The organism is Caballeronia sp. dw_19, assembly GCF_018449515.1.
In the GTDB taxonomy this organism is placed as follows: Bacteria; Pseudomonadota; Gammaproteobacteria; order Burkholderiales; family Burkholderiaceae; genus Caballeronia.
Window position 1 is genome coordinate 212,036 of the sequence record NZ_JAAVUQ010000005.1, and the last position, 20,029, is coordinate 232,064.

Sequence of the window (20,029 nt, forward strand, 5' to 3'; positions counted from 1 at the left end):
TCCCCTACGGGCGTTATCGTTGCATCGATTCCCACACTTTGTACAAGCGCTTGACCGAAATCGGCATCGGCGTTCGAAGTTCTTGCGCAAATAGCGACACCCGCAGTTCTTCCAGCAACCATCTGTATTCACTCAATCGCGCATCTGCCACACCGCCGCGTTGAGCAATCGCCCGCGGATAGTTTTGCAGCAACGGCGCAATCTCCGCCGACAACCGCGCGTCCCGCACTGCATCCGCTTTCAACTTGTCGATACGCAACCCTATCGCAGTCAAATAACGCGGGAAGTGCGACAACTGCGTGTAAGGCGTATCGATAATAAAACGCTTGCCGATCAGCGCGCTCAGTTGCGCAATCATGTCCGAGTATGGCGCGCCGAACGATTTGGCCTGCGTCAGTTTCTTGGAGATCGTCGCGTATTCCGCCAGGATCTGCCCGGCCAACCGCGCGATTTCCTGTGCCAGCAGCGTCAACCGGCTTTTGCCCTGATCTCGCCGTGCGTAGAAATCCGCATCGTTATCGGGAAGCGGATCTTGCAGGCATGCACGATCCAATGCCGTTTCAATAATCTGGCCGGCCAATTCCTCCTGCGTCCCCAGCGCCATGTAATGCAACGACATCTCGCGCAATCCACCAAGATTGCGTTCGAGATACCGGATCGGCTCGCGCAACTGCAGCGCAAAGAGTCGCCGCAAACCGGCCCGATGAATCCGCGCCGCTTCTTCCGGTGAATCGAAGACCTCAACGTCGCAATGCGTTCCCCGATCGACAAGCGCCGGATAACCGAAGAGCGTCTGACCGCGCCGGCGAATTTCAAGCAACTCGGGCAGCTTGCCAAAGTCCCAGGTAGTCAGGTTTTCATACAACGCGGTACTCGACGAATCGGATGCGGAAGCCGTTCGGGTGACAGGCGCCGCCGTGTCGTTGCTACCGTCCAACGTCGCGCCCGCTGCCAGCTTCTGGAAATGCTGCTGCGCCTGGCCACCCAGTTCCGATCGGAGTTGGGCAAGGTTTCGGCCCATGGCAAGTTGGCGACCGTGTTCGTCGATGACCTTGAAGTTCATGAACAAATGGGCGGGCAGCGACTCGAGCTTGAAGTCCGAGGGTTTCATCGCGATCTGCGTTTGCTCGCGAATATCCGCGATCAAGGCTTCGAGCAAACCGCCCGCGCCGAATGTCTTGCCACTGTGCCGCTCGACCACGCCGGCTGAAAACTCCGGCAAGGGCACAAGGTGACGCCGCAACTTTTGCGGCAACGACTTCAGCAGCAATTGCACTTTTTCCTTGAGCATGCCGCGAACAAGCCACTCGGAACGGCGGGCATCGACTTGATTCAGTCCGAACAGCGGCACGGTGAGCGTCACGCCATCGCGGGCAGAACCCGGTTCGAAGTGATACGTCAGCGTCATTTCGATGCCGGCCATCGTCATCCGCTTCGGAAACAAGTCGGTCGTGACGCCGGCAGCTTCGTGGCGCATCAGGTCGTCGCGCGAGAGGAACAGCAGACGTGACGACGCGCCATTCTTCTTCTCTTCATCCCGATACCAGCGCTCGAAAGCCGCGCCGGAGTACATGCCCTTCGGCACAAGCGAATCGTAGAAACCGAAGATCAATTCGTCGTCGACGAGCACATCCTGCCGACGCGACTTGTGCTCCAACTGTTCGATATCCGCCAGCAGCTTGCGGTTGTGCGCGAAAAACGGCAGCTTGGTCTCGAACTCGCCGTCCACGAGCGCGCCGCGAATAAACAATTCACGCGCCCGCTCCGGGTCCTGTTTGCCAAAACTCACGCGCCGACGTGCGTAGACGGTAAGGCCATGCAGCGTTGCGCGTTCGAACGCTGCAACTTGCGCGGCTTTCTTTTCCCAATGCGGTTCGGAAATCGATTTACGCAGCAAATGCGCGCCGACTTGCTCAAGCCATTCGGGCTCGATTTTCGCGATACATCGCGCGTAGAGCCGGCTCGTTTCCACGAGTTCGCCTGCTACAACCCAGCGCCCCGCCTTCTTCAGCAACGCTGAACCAGGCCACAGATAAAACTTGATACCGCGCGCGCCAAGGTAATACGGCTCGTCGTCGGCCTTCAGGCCCACGTTGCCAAGCAAACCCGTCAGCAAAGCGAGATGAATCTGCTCGAACGTCGCCTCGGATTCGTTCAGACGCCAGCCGTGTTCGCGCACGACGGTCAGCAATTGCGAATGCACATCGCGCCATTCACGCAGACGCACGTGATTCAAGAAGTTCGCGCGGCACGCATCGGTGAGCTGCTTGTTCGACTTCTTGTGCGCGATCGCATCCTCGAACCACGCCCAGATTTTCGTCCACTGCAGGAATTCGGAACGCTCATCGGCGAATTTCTTGTGCGCCAGATCCGCTTGTTCCTGCGCTTCGATCGGCCTGTCGCGCGGATCCTGAACCGACAACGCGCTCGCGATGATCAACACTTCGCGCAACGACTGATGGTCACGCGCGGCAAGAATCATCCGGCCGACGCGCGGATCGAGCGGCAAACGCGCCAGTTCGCGGCCGAGCGGCGTGAGCGCGTTGTCGTCATCGACTGCGCCAAGTTCGTTCAGCAGTTGATAACCATCGGCGATTGCACGGCCCGGCGGCGGTTCGAGAAACGGAAACGTTTCGATGGCCGTCAGATGCAGCGATTTCATCCGCAAGATCACCGCGGCGAGCGATGAGCGCAGGATTTCCGGATCGGTGAACCGCACGCGAAGGTTGTAATCGTCTTCTTCGTAGAGACGAATGCACACGCCGTCCGCGACCCGCCCGCACCGCCCCGCGCGCTGGTTCGCCGAACTCTGCGAAATCGGTTCGATCTGCAACTGCTCGACCTTGTTCCGATACGAATAGCGCTTCACGCGGGCAAGCCCGGTATCGACAACGTAGCGAATCCCCGGCACCGTCAAGGACGTCTCCGCGACGTTCGTCGCCAGCACGATCCGGCGCGTGTTCGACGTGCGGAATACGCGCTCCTGCTCGGCGGCGGAAAGGCGCGCGAACAATGGCAGGATTTCCGTGTGCGGCGGATGGTGCTTGCGCAACGCTTCAGCGGCGTCGCGGATTTCGCGCTCGCCGGGGAGAAAAACAAGGACATCGCCGGGGCCTTCGCGGCAGAGTTCATCGACAGCATCAACGATCGCTTCCATGAGGTCGCGATCATTTTCACGTTGAGTCTTTGGACGATCCGGACGGTCTTTCGGCTGCGTGCCCGGCGTCGGACCTTGTGCCGACTTCACCGCCGCGCTCTCCTCCTCCACCGGTCGATATCGCACCTCAACCGGATACAGCCGCCCGCTCACCTCGATCACCGGCGCGGGTTTTTCATCGCTGCCGAAATGACGGGCGAAGCGGTCGGCATCGATCGTCGCCGATGTCACGATCACCTTCAGATCCGGCCGGCGCGGCAGGATTTCGCGCAGATAGCCGAGCAGGAAATCGATGTTCAGGCTGCGCTCGTGCGCCTCGTCGATGATGATCGTGTCGTACGCGGCGAGCAGCGGATCGGTCTGCGTCTCGGCGAGCAGAATGCCGTCCGTCATCAGTTTCACCGATGCACCGGGCGACAGGTTGTCCGTGAACCGAACCTTGTAGCCAACCACCTCGCCGAACGGCGTGCCGAGTTCTTCAGCGATCCGCCGTCCCGTCGCTGACGCCGCAATTCGCCGCGGTTGGGTATGGCCGATCAGCCCCGTGCCGCCTGCGCCGAGGCCGCGTCCGAGCGCAAGGCAGATTTTGGGTAGCTGCGTTGTTTTTCCGGAGCCCGTTTCGCCGCTGACAATCACCACCTGGTTCGCCTGGATCGCGGCGGCAATTTCGTCACGCCGGGCGGATACCGGTAGCGTTTCGGGGAAACGGATCGGCGGGATGGGGTTCGGTTCGACTACGCGGCGCGGACGCGGGGTATCGCGATGCTGAGGGCGTGGGTTGGGGCGTGATGAGTCAGGTTGCGGACGAACGGCTCGCCCGAGCGCGTCATCAGGTTGATGTCGAGCGGCGGGTTGCGCGGCGGCGTCATGCTGCGAACGAGCGACGGGGCGTGCGGCGGCAGATGGCGAACGAACCACCGGTTGTGCAGCGCCGCTTTCTGACCGGGCGCCCTGTTGCGCGTTTTCCGATGTGCGTCCGTCGTTCTGCTGCCGAGCGTTGTTCGCGCCCGGCTCCGCACGGCTCCGCGTTTGTGCATCCGATCGGCGGGGTTGTATGGCCGGGCGCTGCGGCGCGCCCTCTGCCGCTGTGCGCTCAGGCCCATGTGCCCGCTGTTTATCCACCGGCAGTCCGGACGATGCCCCCCTGTCCGATCTCGCCTCAGACGCCGTCGACGGGCCGCCTGTATTCCCGCGCTCCTTGCCTGGTTTCTGATCACGTTGCCTGTTCGCTGCGTGCCCCTCGGAACTGACCGGTGGTTGCACGGTATCGGTGCGTTCAACGATGCGCGATTCCTGCGTACGTCGAATATTTGAGTCTTGCGCAGACGGCTCGCTCGCGACGCGTTGTTGTATCGACGCATCGGCTGGCTGACTAACGTGAGCTTTCCGCGAATCGCGTTCCGGGCGCGTATCGGAAGCTGACCGCTCGCTCTGGTTTTTTGTCGAACCGCTGGCGGCTGCGGTTTGCGCCTTCGTTTCAGGTTCGCGTCGCGGCGGCATGACAGTGGCTTGCTTGCCTGGCTGCCCTGGCCCAACTCGGGAAACGCGCTCGCTGCGCGGCACGTTGGAAACGCCCGTTGACGCAACGCTGGCGCCAACGCTTCCAGCGCTCCGATTTCCCGGACTGTTAGCGAACACGCGTTCGTCATGTGGCGCTATTGGCGTCGAGGGTGTTTTCGGCGCTTCGGTTCGTTTTATCGCCAGGGCGCGTTCCTCGCTGCCGACGCGCACACTTGCGCTTTCACGACGCCGCTCAGGCTCGGCAACCGGAGCCTGCGAACCAGGACCGCTCACCTTGCCTGACGACAAAGACAACGAAGCTAGCGCGGACAGCGACGACAGCGAAACCGCACCGCCGCGCTCATCCTTTCGCGGCGAACCTTGTCGCGAAGACGAGGAAGACAAAGAAGAAGCGCCACCGGACGAACCCTTCGATTCATCGCGCGAAGCAGAAGAAACTCCCGCCCCTTTCTGAACGCTTTTTTTCGACGCCTGTTGACCAACGGCCGAGCCCTTGGCGGAGCCGCCCGTCGAACCCGCTCCCGACACCCCGGAAAATCGCCGCGCAGCCGCGTCCTTCTTGCTATTCGCGGCGGTCCCGGTACCGCCTCCGGCGTCATCTTCGCCATCGCTTTCGCGCGCCGCTGCATCGCGCAGCAGCGCTTCACGCAGCTTTTTCAACTGCTCCTGGGGGTCAAGCTTGTCCGCATCGGCGGGACGTTTGGAAACATTCGGCATAGCACGGCATTATAATCCCGGCATGAATTCTCAAACCGACCTCCCCGCCGCGCCTCCGCCGGTTACGACCGAGCCCGAAGCGCCTGATCAACACGGCCAGTTCGTGGAATGGATGCGCTCCGTCGCGCCCTATATTCACGCGTTCCGAAACAAGACCTTCGTGGTCGCGTTCGGCGGCGAACTGGTGCAGGAAGGACGTCTGAACGCACTCGTTCAGGACGTCGGCCTGTTACACGCCATGGGCATTCACGTCGTGCTCGTGCACGGTTCGCGGCCCCAGGTGGAAGAACAATTGAACCTGCACGGCGTGGAGTCGGAGTTTTCACACGGCTTACGGATCACCGACGCCCGCGCGCTCGAATCCGCGAAAGAAGCCGCTGGGGAAGTGCGCCTGGATATCGAAGCGGCAATCAGCCAGGGCTTGCCGAACACGCCGATGGCGCATGCGCACATCAGCGTGGTATCGGGCAATTTTGTAACAGCGCGGCCGGTCGGCATTCTCGACGGCGTCGATTTTCAGCACACGGGCGTGGTGCGCAAGATCGACGGCGATTCCATTCGCCACTCGCTCACCAGCAGCAAACTTGTGCTGCTCTCCCCGCTCGGTTTTTCGCCGACGGGCGAAGCGTTTAATTTGTCGATGGAAGATGTGGCGTCGGCGGCAGCTATCGCGTTACGCGCCGACAAGATCATTTTTCTCACCGAAACCCCCGGTCTCGTCGATGAAAACGGCGAACTCGTGCGCGAAATGTCGTTGGACGACGCGTACCGGCTGCACGAAAGCGGTGAGTTGCAAGGTGACGCCGCGTTCTATTTGAAGCACACCATTCGCGCTTGCCGCGGCGGCGTGGCGCGGGCGCACATCATCCCCTACGCGCTCGACGGCAGCATCCTGCTCGAGCTGTTCCTGCATGACGGCGTGGGCACGATGATCTCGTACGAGAATCTCGAAAGCCTGCGAGAAGCCACGCCGGATGACGTCGGCGGGATCCTGACGCTGATCGAACCGCTGGAAATGGACGGCACGCTCGTACGGCGCGGCCGGCATCAGATTGAACGCGATATCGACCATTTCTCGGTGATCGAGCACGATGGCGTGCTGTTCGGCTGCGTGGCGCTTTATCCGTACACGCAGGAACGTATCGGCGAAATGGCCTGCCTGACGGTCTCGCCCGAAGCGCAAGGTTCCGGCGATGGCGAACGCTTGTTGAAGCGCGTCGAGCAACGTGCGCGCGCTCGTGGCCTCACGCATATTTTCGTGCTGACCACGCGCACCGAGCACTGGTTTCTCAAACGCGGCTTCGTCAAGGTGACGGTCGACGATCTTCCCGAGGACCGCCGCCGGCTGTACAACTGGCAACGTAAATCGCTTGTGTTGATGAAGCAGCTCTAATTTATTTCGAGTTATTTCGAGGCGTGTTCGTCCGGTTGCAAGCGCACCCATGCGCCGCCCGACGCGAAGCGCCCAGCTACCCCGCTACAGGAGAAATACAGATGGCCCGAACGATTCAATGCGCGAAACTCGGCAAGGAAGCCGAAGGACTCGACTTCCCACCCCTGCCGGGAGAACTCGGCAAGCGGATCTATGAAACGATTTCGAAGGAAGCATGGCAAGGCTGGCTCAAGCAGCAAACCATGCTGATCAACGAAAACCGCCTGAACATGGCTGATCCGCGCGCACGCCAGTACCTGCTGAAGCAGACGGAAAAGTACTTTTTCGGTGAAGGCGCCGACACCGCCCAAGGCTACGTGCCGCCGACGCAAAGCTGATCAGGCAAGTCCTTTTCTGGCGATAAAAAGCCGGTCTTTCGAGGCCGGCTTTTTCTTTTTAGAGACTCGCGCGAGCAGCCCTTTCAGAAGGCCAGTTTGCGGATCGTCTTGCATCGTGCTATCATCTCCTTCTTTCCAACTGCAATTCAAAGTCTATTTCTTAGTAATGACGCGCCTGAAGCATTCGTTCAAGCGCTAATTCGAGATATCGGTGAGTGGTTGTGGAGGCTTCCTCGGGTCTGGATTTGCCCGTGGACACGTTGTTCTCAAGCCTTCCCAATCCGTGACACGGCAAGCAACTGAACACCAGCGCACCAAGCGCCTCCGTTGCTCAATTTAGCTGTGTCCAGCCATCTATCCCCGTAGTACCCGTGCACGCAAACCCGTGCTACCCACAAAGTGCCATTTCGCGACATCGGCGCGAGGCATCGGCATTGTCCATCGCACCGTCAGCGCATCGCTTATGCGTTCAGCGGGCGCGCAGCCGCTTTCAGTGCACGCACTGAAACTCGCCTCGTCGCGAAACTGCACTTTCCTGGCAACGTGCGCTTAGGCGCACGCCGAACCGCCCCTCGGGCGGACCGGCAACAACCTGGAGCTTCTCTTCATGGCAATACCGAACGACAGCCGCGGGCGACAACCCCAACCCCAAAAAGACCTGTCGTTTGACGACATCACCATCGTCGATAAATCGCTGCTCAAGCGCGCAGTCGGCGCGATGGCGATCGGCAATGCAATGGAATGGTTCGATTTCGGCGTCTACAGCTATATCGCGGTGACGCTCGGCAAAGTGTTCTTCCCGTCGGCCAATCCGGGGGCGCAACTGATCGCCACGTTCGGGACGTTCGCCGCGGCGTTTCTCGTGCGCCCGCTCGGTGGCATGGTGTTCGGGCCGTTGGGAGATCGCATCGGCCGCAAGCGCGTGCTCGCGATGACCATGATCATGATGGCGGTCGGCACGTTTTGTATCGGCTTGATTCCGGCGTATGGAAGCATCGGCATTTTTGCGCCGATCCTGCTGCTTGCCGCGCGTTTGGTTCAGGGCTTTTCCACGGGCGGAGAGTATGGCGGCGCGGCGACGTTCATCGCGGAATTCGCGACGGACAAGAAACGCGGGTTCATGGGCAGTTTTCTTGAGTTCGGTACGCTCGTCGGGTATGTGTTGGGCGCGGGATGTGTGGCGGTGCTGACGGCAACGATGTCCGAGCAGTCGCTGCTCTCCTGGGGATGGCGCATTCCGTTTCTGATCGCAGGACCAATGGGGTTAATCGGCTTGTATATCCGGCTGAAGCTTGAAGAAACGCCTGCCTTTCAACGCGAAGCCGACAAGCGCGAAAGCGAAGCGCACAGCACGCCCAAAGAGCAATTCCGCGACATGTTGGTCAAGCAGTGGAGGCCGATGCTGCAATGCGTCGGGCTGGTGCTCATCTTCAACGTGACCGATTACATGGCGCTGTCTTATCTGCCGAGTTATCTGTCCGCGACGCTGAAATTCAACGAAACGCACGGGCTTTTCATTGTGCTGATCGTGATGGTGCTGATGATGCCGATGACGCTTGCCGCCGGTCATCTGTCGGACAAGGTCGGGCGCAAGCCGGTGATGCTGTTTGGATGCGTCGGGTTGCTGCTGTTGTCGATACCCGCGCTGACGCTGATCCGCATGGGCACCATGCTGCCGATTTTCAGCGGCATGCTGATTCTCGGCGTGTTGCTCTCGTGTTTCACCGGGGCCATGCCGTCCGCGTTACCCGCGCTCTTCCCCACCAAGATCCGCTACGGCGCGCTGGCGATCGGCTTCAACGTATCGGTTTCGCTGTTCGGCGGCACGACGCCGCTGGTCACCGCGTGGCTGGTTTCATCGACGGGAAATCTGATGATGCCGGCGTATTACCTGATGGGGGCATCGGTGATCGGAATCGTCTCGGTGCTCGCGCTGCATGAGACGGCCAGGCAACCGCTGAAGGGTTCGCCGCCGTGTGTGGGCTCGCGCTCGGAAGCGCATGCCGTGTTGCGCGGCGTGCGGCAAGCCGCTGAAATGGATGACCGGATGCCGGAAGCGACGGCGCGCGCATAACCGTCATCAAGCTGATCGATGAGCGGTTGTTCGCCAGTCGTTCCGCTGTTAAACGAAGTTAAGCAAAGAGGCCATCCACCTAACGTTGGATGGCCTCTTTGCCTGGTCGCTCAAGCGAAGCCGGCGCCTGCCCGCCATTCACTCAACCAGCCGCACGATTTCCACCTGCACCTCGCCCTTATCGATCAACATGATCCCAAGCGTCACCGGCAATTTGAATCGACGCGGCCCGGCGCTTCCCGGATTGACGAACAGCGTCGCGCCGCGGCGTTCGATCAAAGGCTTGTGCGAATGGCCGGTCACAACCACGTCGATACCGGCAAGTTGCTTCGGAACGTCCGCTATGTCGTGGACAAGATGAATCGCCGTACCGCCGATATCAAACGTCAGCGCTTCCGGCAAGTCGTCGATCCGCACGCCCGAGTCGTTATTGCCGCGGACCGCGGTGACGGGCGCGAGTTCGTTGAGCGTATCGAGTACAGCGGGATGGCAGATATCGCCGGCGTGAATGATGTGCTCGCAGCCGCGCAACACATCGAGCGCCTCGGGGCGCACGAGGTTGTGGGTATCGGAGATGATGCCGATGCGGATGACAGATGACATGGGCTTCGCTCGCAGGACTCTAAGCAACGAGCGTAGCACTGTTCATGCCGATGAAATCACCATGCCGCAGGCCGTTACTCTTCCGTCAGCAGGACTTTCTCCACGCGCCGGTCGGGGACGAGCCATACGACCGCAACGATCGCGTATAAGGCCGCGGCAACCCACGGCTCCCAAAACGAGGCGGCAATCGCGACGAGATACAGCACCACTGAAATCTTCCCCTTGCGATCCGCACCGATTGCGCGCTCCAGCATGGAGTTGGCGCCGTGCAGGCTGATCAGCGCGCGCGTGAGGATGTACCACGCGAGCGCCGTCATGAAGAGATCGAAGCCGTAAAGCGCGGTGGGCCATGACGCCAGGTGGTTCTCGCCCATCCAGTTGGTGGTGAACGGGAACAGCGACAGCCAGAACAGCACATGGAGGTTCGCCCACAGCACGCTGCCGTTGACGCGCTTGGCTGCATGCATCAGGTGATGGTGGTTGTTCCAATAGATGCCGACATACACGAAGCTCAGCACGTAGGCGCAAAACACGGGACCCAGCGCGCTGAGTGACGCCAGATCGGCGCCGTGCGGCACCTTGAGTTCCAGCACCATGATCGTAATGATGATGGCGATCACGCCATCGCTGAATGCCTCAATCCGATTCGTGCCCATCCTCGTCCTTTCTCGTGCTTTTTCGTTTTTCGTCGTTTTAACGCTGGGGTTTACGGCCCCAACCCGGCCGCGCAGCAAATTATGCGCGAGCAGCCTGGCGTTGTCGATTTAGCGCGAACGAGAGAAAGAACGTCGTGGTGTATCGACGCAATGCAGCACATCCAATCACCAGGAATCTTCGGACATTATCGCGGAACGCAGGCGTGAAGCCATTGCAGCAGTTGCAACCCTGCTCCGACTGCGAGAATGGCCAGCCCGAGTCCCAGACGCGTCCGTTCACGCCATGCGCCGATAGAAACGTCTTTCATACTCGCCTCCTGACATCGATGGGTCGACCGTTGATCCCGACTCGTTGATCCCGCCACTCAGCGACGGCGGATTTTCATGTACCTGAATACGCGAGCGCGGCTTCGAATGGATGCAGGGCGGAGAGAATATTCTTGGGTTTCTATCCCGCGGAATACGGCGAAAGGTGCCGGGATGATGAATGTGCCCCCCCGCCAGGCGGGCAGACGTGGGACGCCAGCGCCTGTCTGGATTGGCCCGCCCGCCGTCCGATGGTAGAATCCCGTCCGCTTGGCGGGGTGATGAAATTGGTAAACATAGCGGACTTAAAATCCGCCGCCTAACGGCTTGCCGGTTCAAGTCCGGTCCCCGCTACCAGCGTCAGATTGCTTGAGCGCCCCTGAACGAATGGGATGTTTTTCTGCCGCGCGAAGATCAACGCGATGATCACTGTATATTCATACAGAAGCGGTTCAACACCGTTGCGCACTTTCCCGGATTTCATTTGGCTTGGGCTGAAAGGAAACGAGAGAAGCACCGATCGCGCATGGCAGACCGGGCAGACCCGTTTTATCGATGCCGAAACCGCCAGTCATCCGGTCTTCGCTTAACCGACTGAAGTAGACTGCGCGTCCTACCTAGCGCGAGCCATCATGAAACATCGAACCTTTTATGCGGTGGCCGCTGCTGCCGTTCTTACCTGCACAGCAGGCTGCACGACTCCTTACCGCAACGGCCAGGAGTGCAAGGCCAGAATGGTCGAGACCTACCCGGCCTCGCAGCCCAGGTTGAGCTACGAAATACCCCGCGTCTCTTACCAGGGCACGCGTGTGGTGGTTGAAGGCAGCTACACCAAAAAGATTCCGCCGACGGGCATAACCCCCATCAAGACAACATCGGTGCAGGTACAGGCAGCCGTCGAATGCACGTTCGAAGACGACAAGCTCAAGACGTTCCAGTGGCTGACACCAGCGGATCTCGCTGAAAAATACCCGCTGAAACCGGGCGCCGAAGCCACGGAGTAAGGCTTTTCATCAAGGCCGGAAAATGTGGGCAGATCGACGGGGCAATGAACGTAGAAACCTGCTCATGTAGCGGCTCAGTCACCGGCTAACGCCGGACATGGCGGCTGCGGCCAGCGGCCCCTCGTCGTCTTTAGTATCATCGGCGGCTCGCTTCATGCGTTGAATCCTCGAGGCCTCGCCCATGTCCGCTGCCGCCACCGATTCAAATTCCCACGCCCCGAATCAGCCGCACCACCAGCCCCACCAGCACTACTCGCGGGCGACGCTGCTCGTCCTGGCGACGATCGCAGGCGTATCGGTCGCGAATATCTATACGAATCAGCCGCTGCTCGCGGCGTTTCGCGCGTCGTTCCCGGAAAGCGCGGGGATGATCGGCGCGGTGCCTGCCGTCACGCAACTCGGCTACGCGATCGGCATGTTATTGCTAGCGCCGCTCGGCGATCGCTTCGATCGCCGCCTGATCATCCTTCTGCAACTGGCCGCACTCGGCATCGCGCTCGTTGCGGCAACAGCCGCGCCCACGCTCGGCGTGCTGATCGCCGCGAGCCTGGCGCTCGGTATCGTGGCAACCATCGCGCAACAAGCCGTGCCGTTCGCCGCCGAACTCGCGCCTCCCGCGCAACGCGGTCACGCGGTCGGCACGGTGATGAGCGGCTTGCTGATCGGCATTCTCCTTGCGCGCACGGTCTCGGGTTTCGTCGCGGAGTATTTCGGCTGGCGAGCAGTGTATGGCGCCTCCGTCGGCGCGACCATCGGGCTCGCTATCCTCGTGGTCATGCGCCTGCCGCGCAGCAAACCGACTTCCACGCTGCCGTACGGCCGGCTGCTCGTGTCGATGTGGCATCTCGTGGTCGAGTCGCCGGCGCTGCGCGAGGCGTCGATGACTGGAGGCGCCCTGTTCGCGGCCTTCAGCATCTTCTGGTCGGTGCTCACGTTGTTGCTCGCGGGCGAGCCGTTCCATCTCGGCCCTCAGGCGGCCGGGCTGTTCGGCATTGTCGGTGCAGCGGGCGCACTGGCCGCGCCGCTCGCCGGCAAGTCCGCGGACAAGCGCGGGCCGCGCGCGGTGGTGTCGCTGTGCATCGTGCTCGTGGCTGTGTCGTTCGTGGTGTTCGCGCTGTCGGGACGCAGCCTCGTGGGACTGGTGATCGGCGTGATCGTGCTCGATGTGGGCGTGCAAGCCGCGCAGATATCGAATCAATCGAGAATCTACGCGCTCAAGCCCGAGGCGCGCAGCCGTGTGAATACCGTGTACATGGTGGTCTATTTCATTGGCGGCGCCGTGGGGTCGGCTGTTGCATCGCTGGCATGGCATGCGTTCGGATGGGTCGGCGTGTGTATTGCGGGATTGGCGGCCACCGGGCTTGCCGGCCTGAGCCATTCGCGCAGCCGTTCGAAAAGCGCCTGAGCCGGAGGTCTGATCAAGGCAGGCGTGACTCACGCGCCTGATCACGCTCAGTCCCCGCTTAATCCCGCGCGCGGGCGTAATGATGCAGCGCGTCGAGAACGCGGTCGAATTCCAGGGATTTATCGAAGAAATGGCGCACGCCGTATTGCAGGCAGCGCTCGCGGTACGCCGGCAGTGCATGGTTCGTGAGCACGGCGGCGAAGGTCGAATCGGTCATTCCGGTGCGTTGCAGATACGCCAGCACCTCGACGCCGGAACCGTGCTTCAGTTGCAGATCAACAATCACGGCGTCGAATCCCTGCGCTTCCAGCAGACCGATCGCCGTCTCGGGCGTGTCCGCCCAAGCGGTGACGCGCAGCTCACCGGACGCATCGATCGCTTCCACCAGGCTGCGCCGGATCAACGGCGAGTCTTCGATCAACAGCACGCTCAGCGGCCGCTTGTGCGCGAGACCGGTTTTATCGACGCTCGTTTGTTGGCCCACGGCGGGCACCCTCCTACTCGATCAAGCCATTCTTGATCGCGTAATACGTTAGATCGGCATTGTTCGCGAGCCGCATTTTTTCGAGAACGCGTGCGCGATATGTGCTGATCGTCTTCACCGATAAATGCAGCTCCTCCGCTATTTCGGTCGGAATCTGGCCGCCCGCAAGCTTGCAAAAAATCTGGAACTCGCGCTCGGACAAGGCTTCGTGCGGCCGTTCGGTGGCGGGTTTTTCGAGCTTGTCGGCGAGTGCGTCGGCAATGAACTCCGACAGGTAGCGGTGGCCCCGCGCCACCGTCCGAATGGCACGCACGATTTCGTCGGGCGCCGCGTCCTTGTTGAGATACCCGTTGGCACCGGCGCGCAGCAGATTGATCGCGTACTGGCTTTCCGGATAACCCGACAGCATCAGCACGCCCTGCTCCGGGCGGATCTGCTTGATCACGCGTAACGTATCTATACCGTTCTTATCCGGCATCGCGATGTCCAGCAGCACCACGTCGAACGCGCTTTCGCGCACGAGCGCGATGGTTTCGTCACCGGTGGACGCTTCGGCGGCGACTTCCATGTCGGGTTCATCGGCGACGAATTGCCGGAATCCGCTCCGCACAATGGCGTGGTCGTCCGCTATCAACACTCGAATCATCTGCGCTGCCTGCAGCCGTTTTTATCGTGAATCATTGTACTGACGACGCGCGGCGGGAGTCATCCCGCCGCGCGTCGTCCCGGGGCTTCTTCAGCATTCTTTTTACCGCTAAATGCGCGGTTCGGGTCAGCCGTCGAGGCCGTCGAGCAGATCGGCCATGTCGTCGGCGTGCTCTTCCTCGACCGCCAGGATCGTTTCGAAGATCCGGCGCGTGGTGACATCCTTTTCGCCGAGGTAGCGAACGATTTCACTATATGTATCGATCGCAATGCGTTCCGCTATCAGGTTCTCGCGAATCATGTCGATCAGATTGCTGCCTTCCTTGTACTCGGAATGCGAGCGTGACGCGAGACTGTCGGGTGCGAAATTCGGCTCGCCGCCCAACTGGACGATGCGCTCGGCGATGGTGTCGGCATGTTCCTGCTCTTCGGTCGCGTGCTGCGCGAATTCCGACGCGACAGCTTCCGAATGGATGCCCTTCGCCATGAAATAGTGGCGTTTGTAGCGCAGCGTGCAGACAATCTCCGTTGCAAGTGAATCGTTCAGCAGCTTCAGCACGGCTTCCTTGTCCGCGCCATACGTCGACGTGACCGAGCCATCGTCCATGTGCTGACGCGCGCTGGCGCGAATTTTTTCCATGTCCAGTACGAACGGATCGGATTTCCGGCCGGGTTCCTTCGATTGTGCCGGGGCAGCTTTTACAGCAGACGATTTCGACATTGATGTGCTCCAGAAAGAGAATGGATCTTTTGTTCGGCGGTTGAAGAGGTTCGACAGGTTCGTGACGGCAGCCTCGCCGGATATAGACCCGGACTGCCGTCCTCAGTCACTTTTGCTCAGTCACTTTGTTACGGCTCGCATACCGCGTGCCTGCTCGCTAACATCACGTTCGAAACACGCCCAGCAGCAACGTAACAACGAAAACCACGAGAAAGATGTAGAACAGGATCTTCGCGATCTCCGCAGCCCCTGCTGCAATCCCGGTAAAGCCGAACACAGCCGCGATAATCGCGATGATGAAAAAAACGACCGCGTAATGGAGCATGGCAACCTTCCATCTCGTTGGGTTCTTATGGGCCTGGGATCGGGCATCGAATCCGGCTTTCAGGACGACTCGGGTGGACGATTGCCATACAGCGTGAAGTCGGCCACCCGTCGAACAGGGTTCAGATAAAGCCGCTCGAAGCATGCGAGATTCAAGTACCGATGGCTACAGCCGCTAATCGACTATTTTCTTCGTCACGATAAAACCGAGCACGAGGAATACCACGCACAAGATCAGGAACAGCACGAACAGGAACTTCGCGATGCTGGCCGCGCCCGCTGCCACGCCGGTGAAGCCCAGCAAGCCCGCGACGATGGCGACAATGGCGAAAAACAATGCCCACTTCAACATGATCGGATCCCCAATAAAGTTGGACTAGTAACAGGATGTTAGCGACGCGGTTATGGGCTGCCATCTGGATGCACGCCGTTTTTCGTGTAGGACATCACCGACAAACGCTTTCAATTCACTTCTGGCCTGCCACCGATCAAGCGCTAGCCAAACATAATTCGATCAGCCCGCCGCGGCGTGAAAAGTTACACTGGCCGGACAGAAAACCCGGCGACTCCCTATGACTTCCTCTTTGCACGAAGGCGGCGCGGCGAATCCGGTAGCAGGCGTCACGCGGCGCGCAACCCGGTTCAGCGCGCGTCTGAACGGCTGGATGCGCCGCTGGAGCTGGGCCGTCGCAATGACCGTCGCCATTGTGATTACCGTTGGCGGCCTCGTGATACTCGAATCGGGCCGCATGCGCATTGCCGCGGAATATGAGACCGCGCTCGACGCGAAAGGCGCCACCACGCAGTTGACCGCGCTGGCGGCGGACATCGCGTCGCTGACTGCCGATGAACGCGCGTTCCGCCTGGCGCCCGGCAACACCTACACCGCCCACTACAACGCAGCGGCGGCGAGGATCAAACAAACGGTTGCGTCGCTGGATGCGTACTATCGCCAAAAAGCGGACGACACCGCGCTCGCCAGTTTCAGGCAAGTCAGCGCAATCCTCGATGCCCGGATCAATGCGGGACTAGCCGCTCGCTCCGGTTCAGACGCTGCATCGAGTACCGATATCCTCGACAGCGCGCTCGCCCTGCTGCGTGTGAATGAAGAACGCCGGGCGCAGTCCGCGCTCGATGCGAGCCGCGCCGACCAACGCATTTCCACGTTCTGCGTGGGCGCGTTGTGCGCGTTGAATATCGTGTTGTTCCTGCTGTTGTTTCGCAATCTCGGTATCCAGCTGGACAAGCAGGATCGTGTGCAGCAAAAGCTGATTACGCAGCAAGAGGAGCTCGACCAGCTAGTGTTCGACCGCACGCGGCAACTTGAAGCGCTCGCGTGGCATTTGCAATCGGTGAGTGAAAACGAGAAGACCCAGCTTGCCCGCGAACTGCACGATGAACTCGGTTCGATCCTGACGGCCAGCAAGATGGATGTGGCGTGGGTCAACAACAAGCTCAAGGGCGCCGAGCCCGCGATGGCCGAGAAACTTGGCCGTGCGCTCGCGAACCTTGATCAGGGGATTGCGCTGAAGCGGCGGATTATCGAAGACATGCGGCCAACCGTTCTTGCCAATTTCGGGCTGGTCACGGCGTTGCGCACCCTCGCCGATGAAACCGCGCAACGCACCGGCTGGACGCTCGAACTCGCGCTCCCCGCCGACGACATCAAGCTCGGTGAAGAAGTCGAAATCGCGTTGTTCCGGGTCGCGCAGGAATCGCTGACGAACGCGGCCAAATACGCGCGGGCGTCGAGCGTGTCGATTGCGCTGGCGCTGGATGACGAGCGGGTATCGATGCATATCGCCGATGACGGCGTCGGCATCCGCCCACAGGACCTGCAGCGCACGCATACGCATGGACTGCTGGGCATGCGCCAGCGGGTCAGCGCGCGCGGCGGCCGTATCGAGATCGAACGACGCCAGCCGCGTGGCACTGATATCCGCGTCACCATGCCCCGCGTGCGTAACTTCGATGCTTAAGGGTCCACCGCCTGTTGGCTCTTTACCTGGCGCTCGCACTACGCTTGTAGGACGGCGCCGACACAAGTTGCAGACTGCTCCTACACGATAAAAACATCCGCGCCTACAGCTTGCGAACGCGCAGTTTTTTATGATTCTTCAGACCGGCATGGTCGATCGAAGCGGCAGTCGTCATGGGTTTTGTTGCTTGTTCAAGCCCGGCAAAACTGTTTCAAGGATCGGTCGTTGCCAAGGCCGCAATGTGTCGGGCAACTGCTTTTGCAGGCGCTTTTGCAGCCGGACACCGGTGGCCAGGATTCGAACATCGGGCACGCTCTCATGGCCGAACGGCCAGCGGACCCGCATCAAACTCAAGGGGAATTGCTCATGACTCGACTTATCGCTTTGCTGTTGATCGTTGGAACTGCCGCACTTGCAGCTTGCAATACAGTGGCCGGCGCCGGCCAGGACCTTTCGAAGGGCGGCAACGCCATCACGAATTCGGCCGATAAGCACAACGCGGAGTAAGTAAGCTGGCGACAGATAGCTGGCGGTTAGTGAATTAGCGGCCGCCGGCAATGTGCCTACTGCTGTCTTCACTGGCTCCCAGGTTTTGTGACCCCGCGCCCACGACGGAACGGGTCGTGAGATCCGATCAAACCGACGATCAAAAAGAACCTCCCTTAGCGGAGGTTCTTTTTTTGTGTCTTGGCTAAAGACCCACGAACGCGCATCAGTCAGAAGCAGGCGGTAAAGCGGTCCAGCTTCCCGCCTCGGGGCGCTGCGTGATGCGCTCGATCGGTTCGGCCGCCTGCGATTCGATAAGACCGCCAATCAGATCGGCGAAAGGCTTGATGTTCCGGTACGTGCTGGCCTGTTCGAGCGCCGCCAGATACGCGCTACGGGACTGAACGGTCACGATGGTCCAAAGGTAGCCGCCCGTGGTCAGCAGGTAGTTCATGAGAAAGCGGCTGAGGCGGCCATTGCCGTCCATGTAGGGGTGGATAAACACGAAGATGAAATGACCCAATACTGCTCGCACGCCGGGGTGCTCTTCTGCCTGCAGCAGGTCGAAGAGCGCCGGCATGCAATCCCGTACCGCTTCAGGCGCGAGCGGTACATGCAACGCATTTCGAATGAACACGTTGTTGTTTCGATACCCGGCCAGATCGCTCGCCTTCAAGATACCCGCGGTCACGCTCGGCGAAAACAGCGTCACGTACCACTGTGAAAAATCTCGCTTGAGGGTGGTAGAAGGATCGTCAGCTTGAGCCACTACGCGGCCAATCAGGGAGCGGACCCGGGCATGGGTCTCCGCGTAACCTTTGGCCGCCATGGCATCGCGCGTCAGCCGGTCTTCCTTGTTGGTCAGGGGGCTCCAGTCGCCATTTCGAACCTTCGCGATCAGGTCGGTGCTGACCCGATACCCTTCGATAGACAACGAGTGGTAAGCGTCCGCGACGTACCTTGCCTCTATGTCGTGCAGGAGCGCTTCGCTGTCGGGGTTCGGCAAGCGAGGAATATCGCGGAAGCGATCGATCACCATGTCCCGCATGCCCGACCACATGGCCTGGATGCGCTGCACATAAGGTGACTCGTTCATCCGGCCGCCAATATGGGCCAGCGGCCGCTCGAACGGGTTATCAACGACCACCACGTAGGCCGCCGCTTTCATCGTATCGAGGAGCTGGTCGGCGTCCTGATCACGGCCGACGGCCCGCAAGGCTCCCGCCATACGGCCGGCAACGACACTATGGCCGCCCTCGAGCAATCGGGCGGTGAGCGTGGTGATATCGACCTGACGCGTGACAATCTGTGCGGCAAGCTCGTGCGTGTGGAAAAAGCTCGGACTTGCCCGAATCAGCGCTTCAGGCACAGGAATCAACATGAGCCCACTCGCGTTCGGCGCACGGCCGTCCACCAGCATGTCAGGCTTCGTCCGATAGAGAAACATGGAACAGCCGTGAGGCAATGCTTGAGGCTGGTTGGTCGCGAGCGGCGAGTAAAGCAGGATCTGCTTTTCGATACTCGTGTGGCCACTGTGCTTGAGGAGCGAAAGCTCGGGGCTCACCTGCCATTGGTCTGCAAACCTGGAGTGGGCATACGCGGCCACGAAGGTCTCCATGTTCGCGTACCAATGCGTCGAGTCGCCCTCCGCGTCTTCCGGATTGTTCGACTGATACCAGCCTTGAATGACGAGCTTCAGGAAACCGGCATTCTGGAGCCGCTCACGGTGTGTGCGGGTGAGCTCGGGATGCGTACTGATCTGGAATACGGAAAGGCCCCTGTCCTGCAGCGCTTTGAGGATTGACAGGGAAGAGGCCAGTTTTTCGTTGGGTGCAGCCACGCGGTTCGCTCCGGGACTTCAGACCATAATTAGAGTTTTGTGTCGTATTATATCCAGAGTTTTGTGTCGAACTATAACTCGAGTTTTGTGCTTTACTATAATTAGAGTTTTATGCTTTTTCTCGAGGCGAAGTTGAGCAATAAATTGGGCAGAGCCAATGCTGTCAAGGCTCTATGCCATTAATTTGCCGAGACTATCGATGTCAATTTATGGCTGTTTCTCGCCCGGTTGTTCGCGAAAACCATGCGACGGCAGACGGTTTTATCTGACATAGTCGTGGAGTTGTCCGGCAGTTGGCAGCGTGGAAACCGGGTTTCACGCCGTCGAGCGAGCACAA

The 20,029-nt window shown here is 60.3% G+C and carries 17 protein-coding genes and 1 tRNA gene; 8 read left to right on the forward strand and 10 right to left on the reverse strand.

Annotation, left to right across the window (positions count from 1 at the left end; all coding sequences use genetic code 11):
• Positions 1-13: 13 nt before the first annotated feature.
• A complete protein-coding gene (gene hrpA / locus HB376_RS09520) occupies positions 14-5,338 on the reverse strand; it encodes an ATP-dependent RNA helicase HrpA (protein ID WP_255631251.1) in 5,325 nt (1,774 codons plus the stop codon).
• 79 nt (positions 5,339-5,417) lie between these two features.
• Between hrpA and argA the strand changes: the two genes are divergently transcribed.
• The 3 genes from argA (at position 5,418) to proP (ending at position 9,239) form a co-directional block, all read left to right on the forward strand.
• Complete coding sequence (gene argA / locus HB376_RS09525; protein WP_213763381.1) at positions 5,418-6,788, forward strand: amino-acid N-acetyltransferase; 1,371 nt, start codon at positions 5,418-5,420, stop codon at positions 6,786-6,788.
• A 101-nt stretch (positions 6,789-6,889) separates the two neighbouring features.
• Positions 6,890-7,165: an oxidative damage protection protein gene (locus tag HB376_RS09530; protein WP_165088370.1), complete on the forward strand. Its 276-nt coding sequence runs from the start codon at positions 6,890-6,892 to the stop codon at positions 7,163-7,165.
• 607 nt (positions 7,166-7,772) lie between these two features.
• The gene (proP, locus tag HB376_RS09535) at positions 7,773-9,239 is read left to right on the forward strand and encodes a glycine betaine/L-proline transporter ProP (protein ID WP_213763383.1); all 1,467 of its coding nucleotides are present in this window, start codon (positions 7,773-7,775) and stop codon (positions 9,237-9,239) included.
• Between the two features lie 138 nt (positions 9,240-9,377).
• On the opposite strand, the gene HB376_RS09540 is transcribed toward proP, so the two are convergent.
• From HB376_RS09540 to HB376_RS40885, 3 genes are all read right to left on the reverse strand, one after another.
• Entirely contained in the window at positions 9,378-9,842 is a 465-nt protein-coding gene (locus HB376_RS09540) for a metallophosphoesterase family protein (protein WP_213763385.1), read from the reverse strand.
• A 74-nt stretch (positions 9,843-9,916) separates the two neighbouring features.
• Positions 9,917-10,498, reverse strand: a complete 582-nt coding sequence (locus tag HB376_RS09545; RefSeq protein ID WP_213763387.1) for a TMEM175 family protein — start codon at positions 10,496-10,498, stop codon at positions 9,917-9,919.
• 185 nt (positions 10,499-10,683) lie between these two features.
• Positions 10,684-10,806 (reverse strand): hypothetical protein, encoded by a 123-nt coding sequence (locus tag HB376_RS40885; RefSeq protein ID WP_255631252.1) that lies wholly within the window; start codon positions 10,804-10,806, stop codon positions 10,684-10,686.
• A gap of 270 nt (positions 10,807-11,076) precedes the next feature.
• On the opposite strand from HB376_RS40885, the gene HB376_RS09550 reads away from it, so the two are divergent.
• The 3 genes from HB376_RS09550 to HB376_RS09560 all read left to right on the forward strand — a co-directional run bounded on the left by HB376_RS09550 (position 11,077) and on the right by HB376_RS09560 (position 13,213).
• Positions 11,077-11,161, forward strand: a tRNA-Leu gene (locus HB376_RS09550).
• Between the two features lie 275 nt (positions 11,162-11,436).
• Entirely contained in the window at positions 11,437-11,808 is a 372-nt protein-coding gene (locus HB376_RS09555; protein WP_213763389.1) for a nuclear transport factor 2 family protein, read from the forward strand.
• 181 nt (positions 11,809-11,989) lie between these two features.
• Positions 11,990-13,213, forward strand: a complete 1,224-nt coding sequence (locus HB376_RS09560; protein WP_213763391.1) for an MFS transporter — start codon at positions 11,990-11,992, stop codon at positions 13,211-13,213.
• A 58-nt stretch (positions 13,214-13,271) separates the two neighbouring features.
• Here HB376_RS09560 and HB376_RS09565 read toward each other — a convergent pair whose 3' ends face one another.
• The 5 genes from HB376_RS09565 to HB376_RS09585 form a co-directional block, all read right to left on the reverse strand.
• A complete protein-coding gene (locus tag HB376_RS09565) occupies positions 13,272-13,697 on the reverse strand; it encodes a response regulator (RefSeq protein WP_213763393.1) in 426 nt (141 codons plus the stop codon).
• A gap of 13 nt (positions 13,698-13,710) precedes the next feature.
• Positions 13,711-14,343 carry a response regulator transcription factor gene (locus tag HB376_RS09570; protein ID WP_213763395.1) on the reverse strand — a complete coding sequence of 211 codons (633 nt, stop codon included), beginning with the start codon at positions 14,341-14,343 and terminating at the stop codon, positions 13,711-13,713.
• A 126-nt stretch (positions 14,344-14,469) separates the two neighbouring features.
• The gene (locus HB376_RS09575; protein ID WP_255631264.1) at positions 14,470-14,982 is read right to left on the reverse strand and encodes a ferritin-like domain-containing protein; all 513 of its coding nucleotides are present in this window, start codon (positions 14,980-14,982) and stop codon (positions 14,470-14,472) included.
• Positions 14,983-15,226: 244 nt separating this feature from the next.
• Positions 15,227-15,388 carry a DUF1328 family protein gene (locus tag HB376_RS09580; protein WP_074264073.1) on the reverse strand — a complete coding sequence of 54 codons (162 nt, stop codon included), beginning with the start codon at positions 15,386-15,388 and terminating at the stop codon, positions 15,227-15,229.
• Positions 15,389-15,562: 174 nt separating this feature from the next.
• Positions 15,563-15,739 (reverse strand): DUF1328 domain-containing protein, encoded by a 177-nt coding sequence (locus tag HB376_RS09585; RefSeq protein WP_031363849.1) that lies wholly within the window; start codon positions 15,737-15,739, stop codon positions 15,563-15,565.
• A gap of 220 nt (positions 15,740-15,959) precedes the next feature.
• On the opposite strand from HB376_RS09585, the gene HB376_RS09590 reads away from it, so the two are divergent.
• Positions 15,960-17,366 carry a sensor histidine kinase gene (locus tag HB376_RS09590; RefSeq protein WP_213763399.1) on the forward strand — a complete coding sequence of 469 codons (1,407 nt, stop codon included), beginning with the start codon at positions 15,960-15,962 and terminating at the stop codon, positions 17,364-17,366.
• Between the two features lie 366 nt (positions 17,367-17,732).
• Positions 17,733-17,873 (forward strand): entericidin A/B family lipoprotein, encoded by a 141-nt coding sequence (locus HB376_RS09595; RefSeq protein WP_097265959.1) that lies wholly within the window; start codon positions 17,733-17,735, stop codon positions 17,871-17,873.
• A gap of 205 nt (positions 17,874-18,078) precedes the next feature.
• Here the strand turns inward: HB376_RS09595 and HB376_RS41700 are convergent, their stop codons facing one another.
• Positions 18,079-19,692 (reverse strand): Fic family protein, encoded by a 1,614-nt coding sequence (locus HB376_RS41700; protein ID WP_213763401.1) that lies wholly within the window; start codon positions 19,690-19,692, stop codon positions 18,079-18,081.
• Positions 19,693-20,029: the final 337 nt, after the last annotated feature.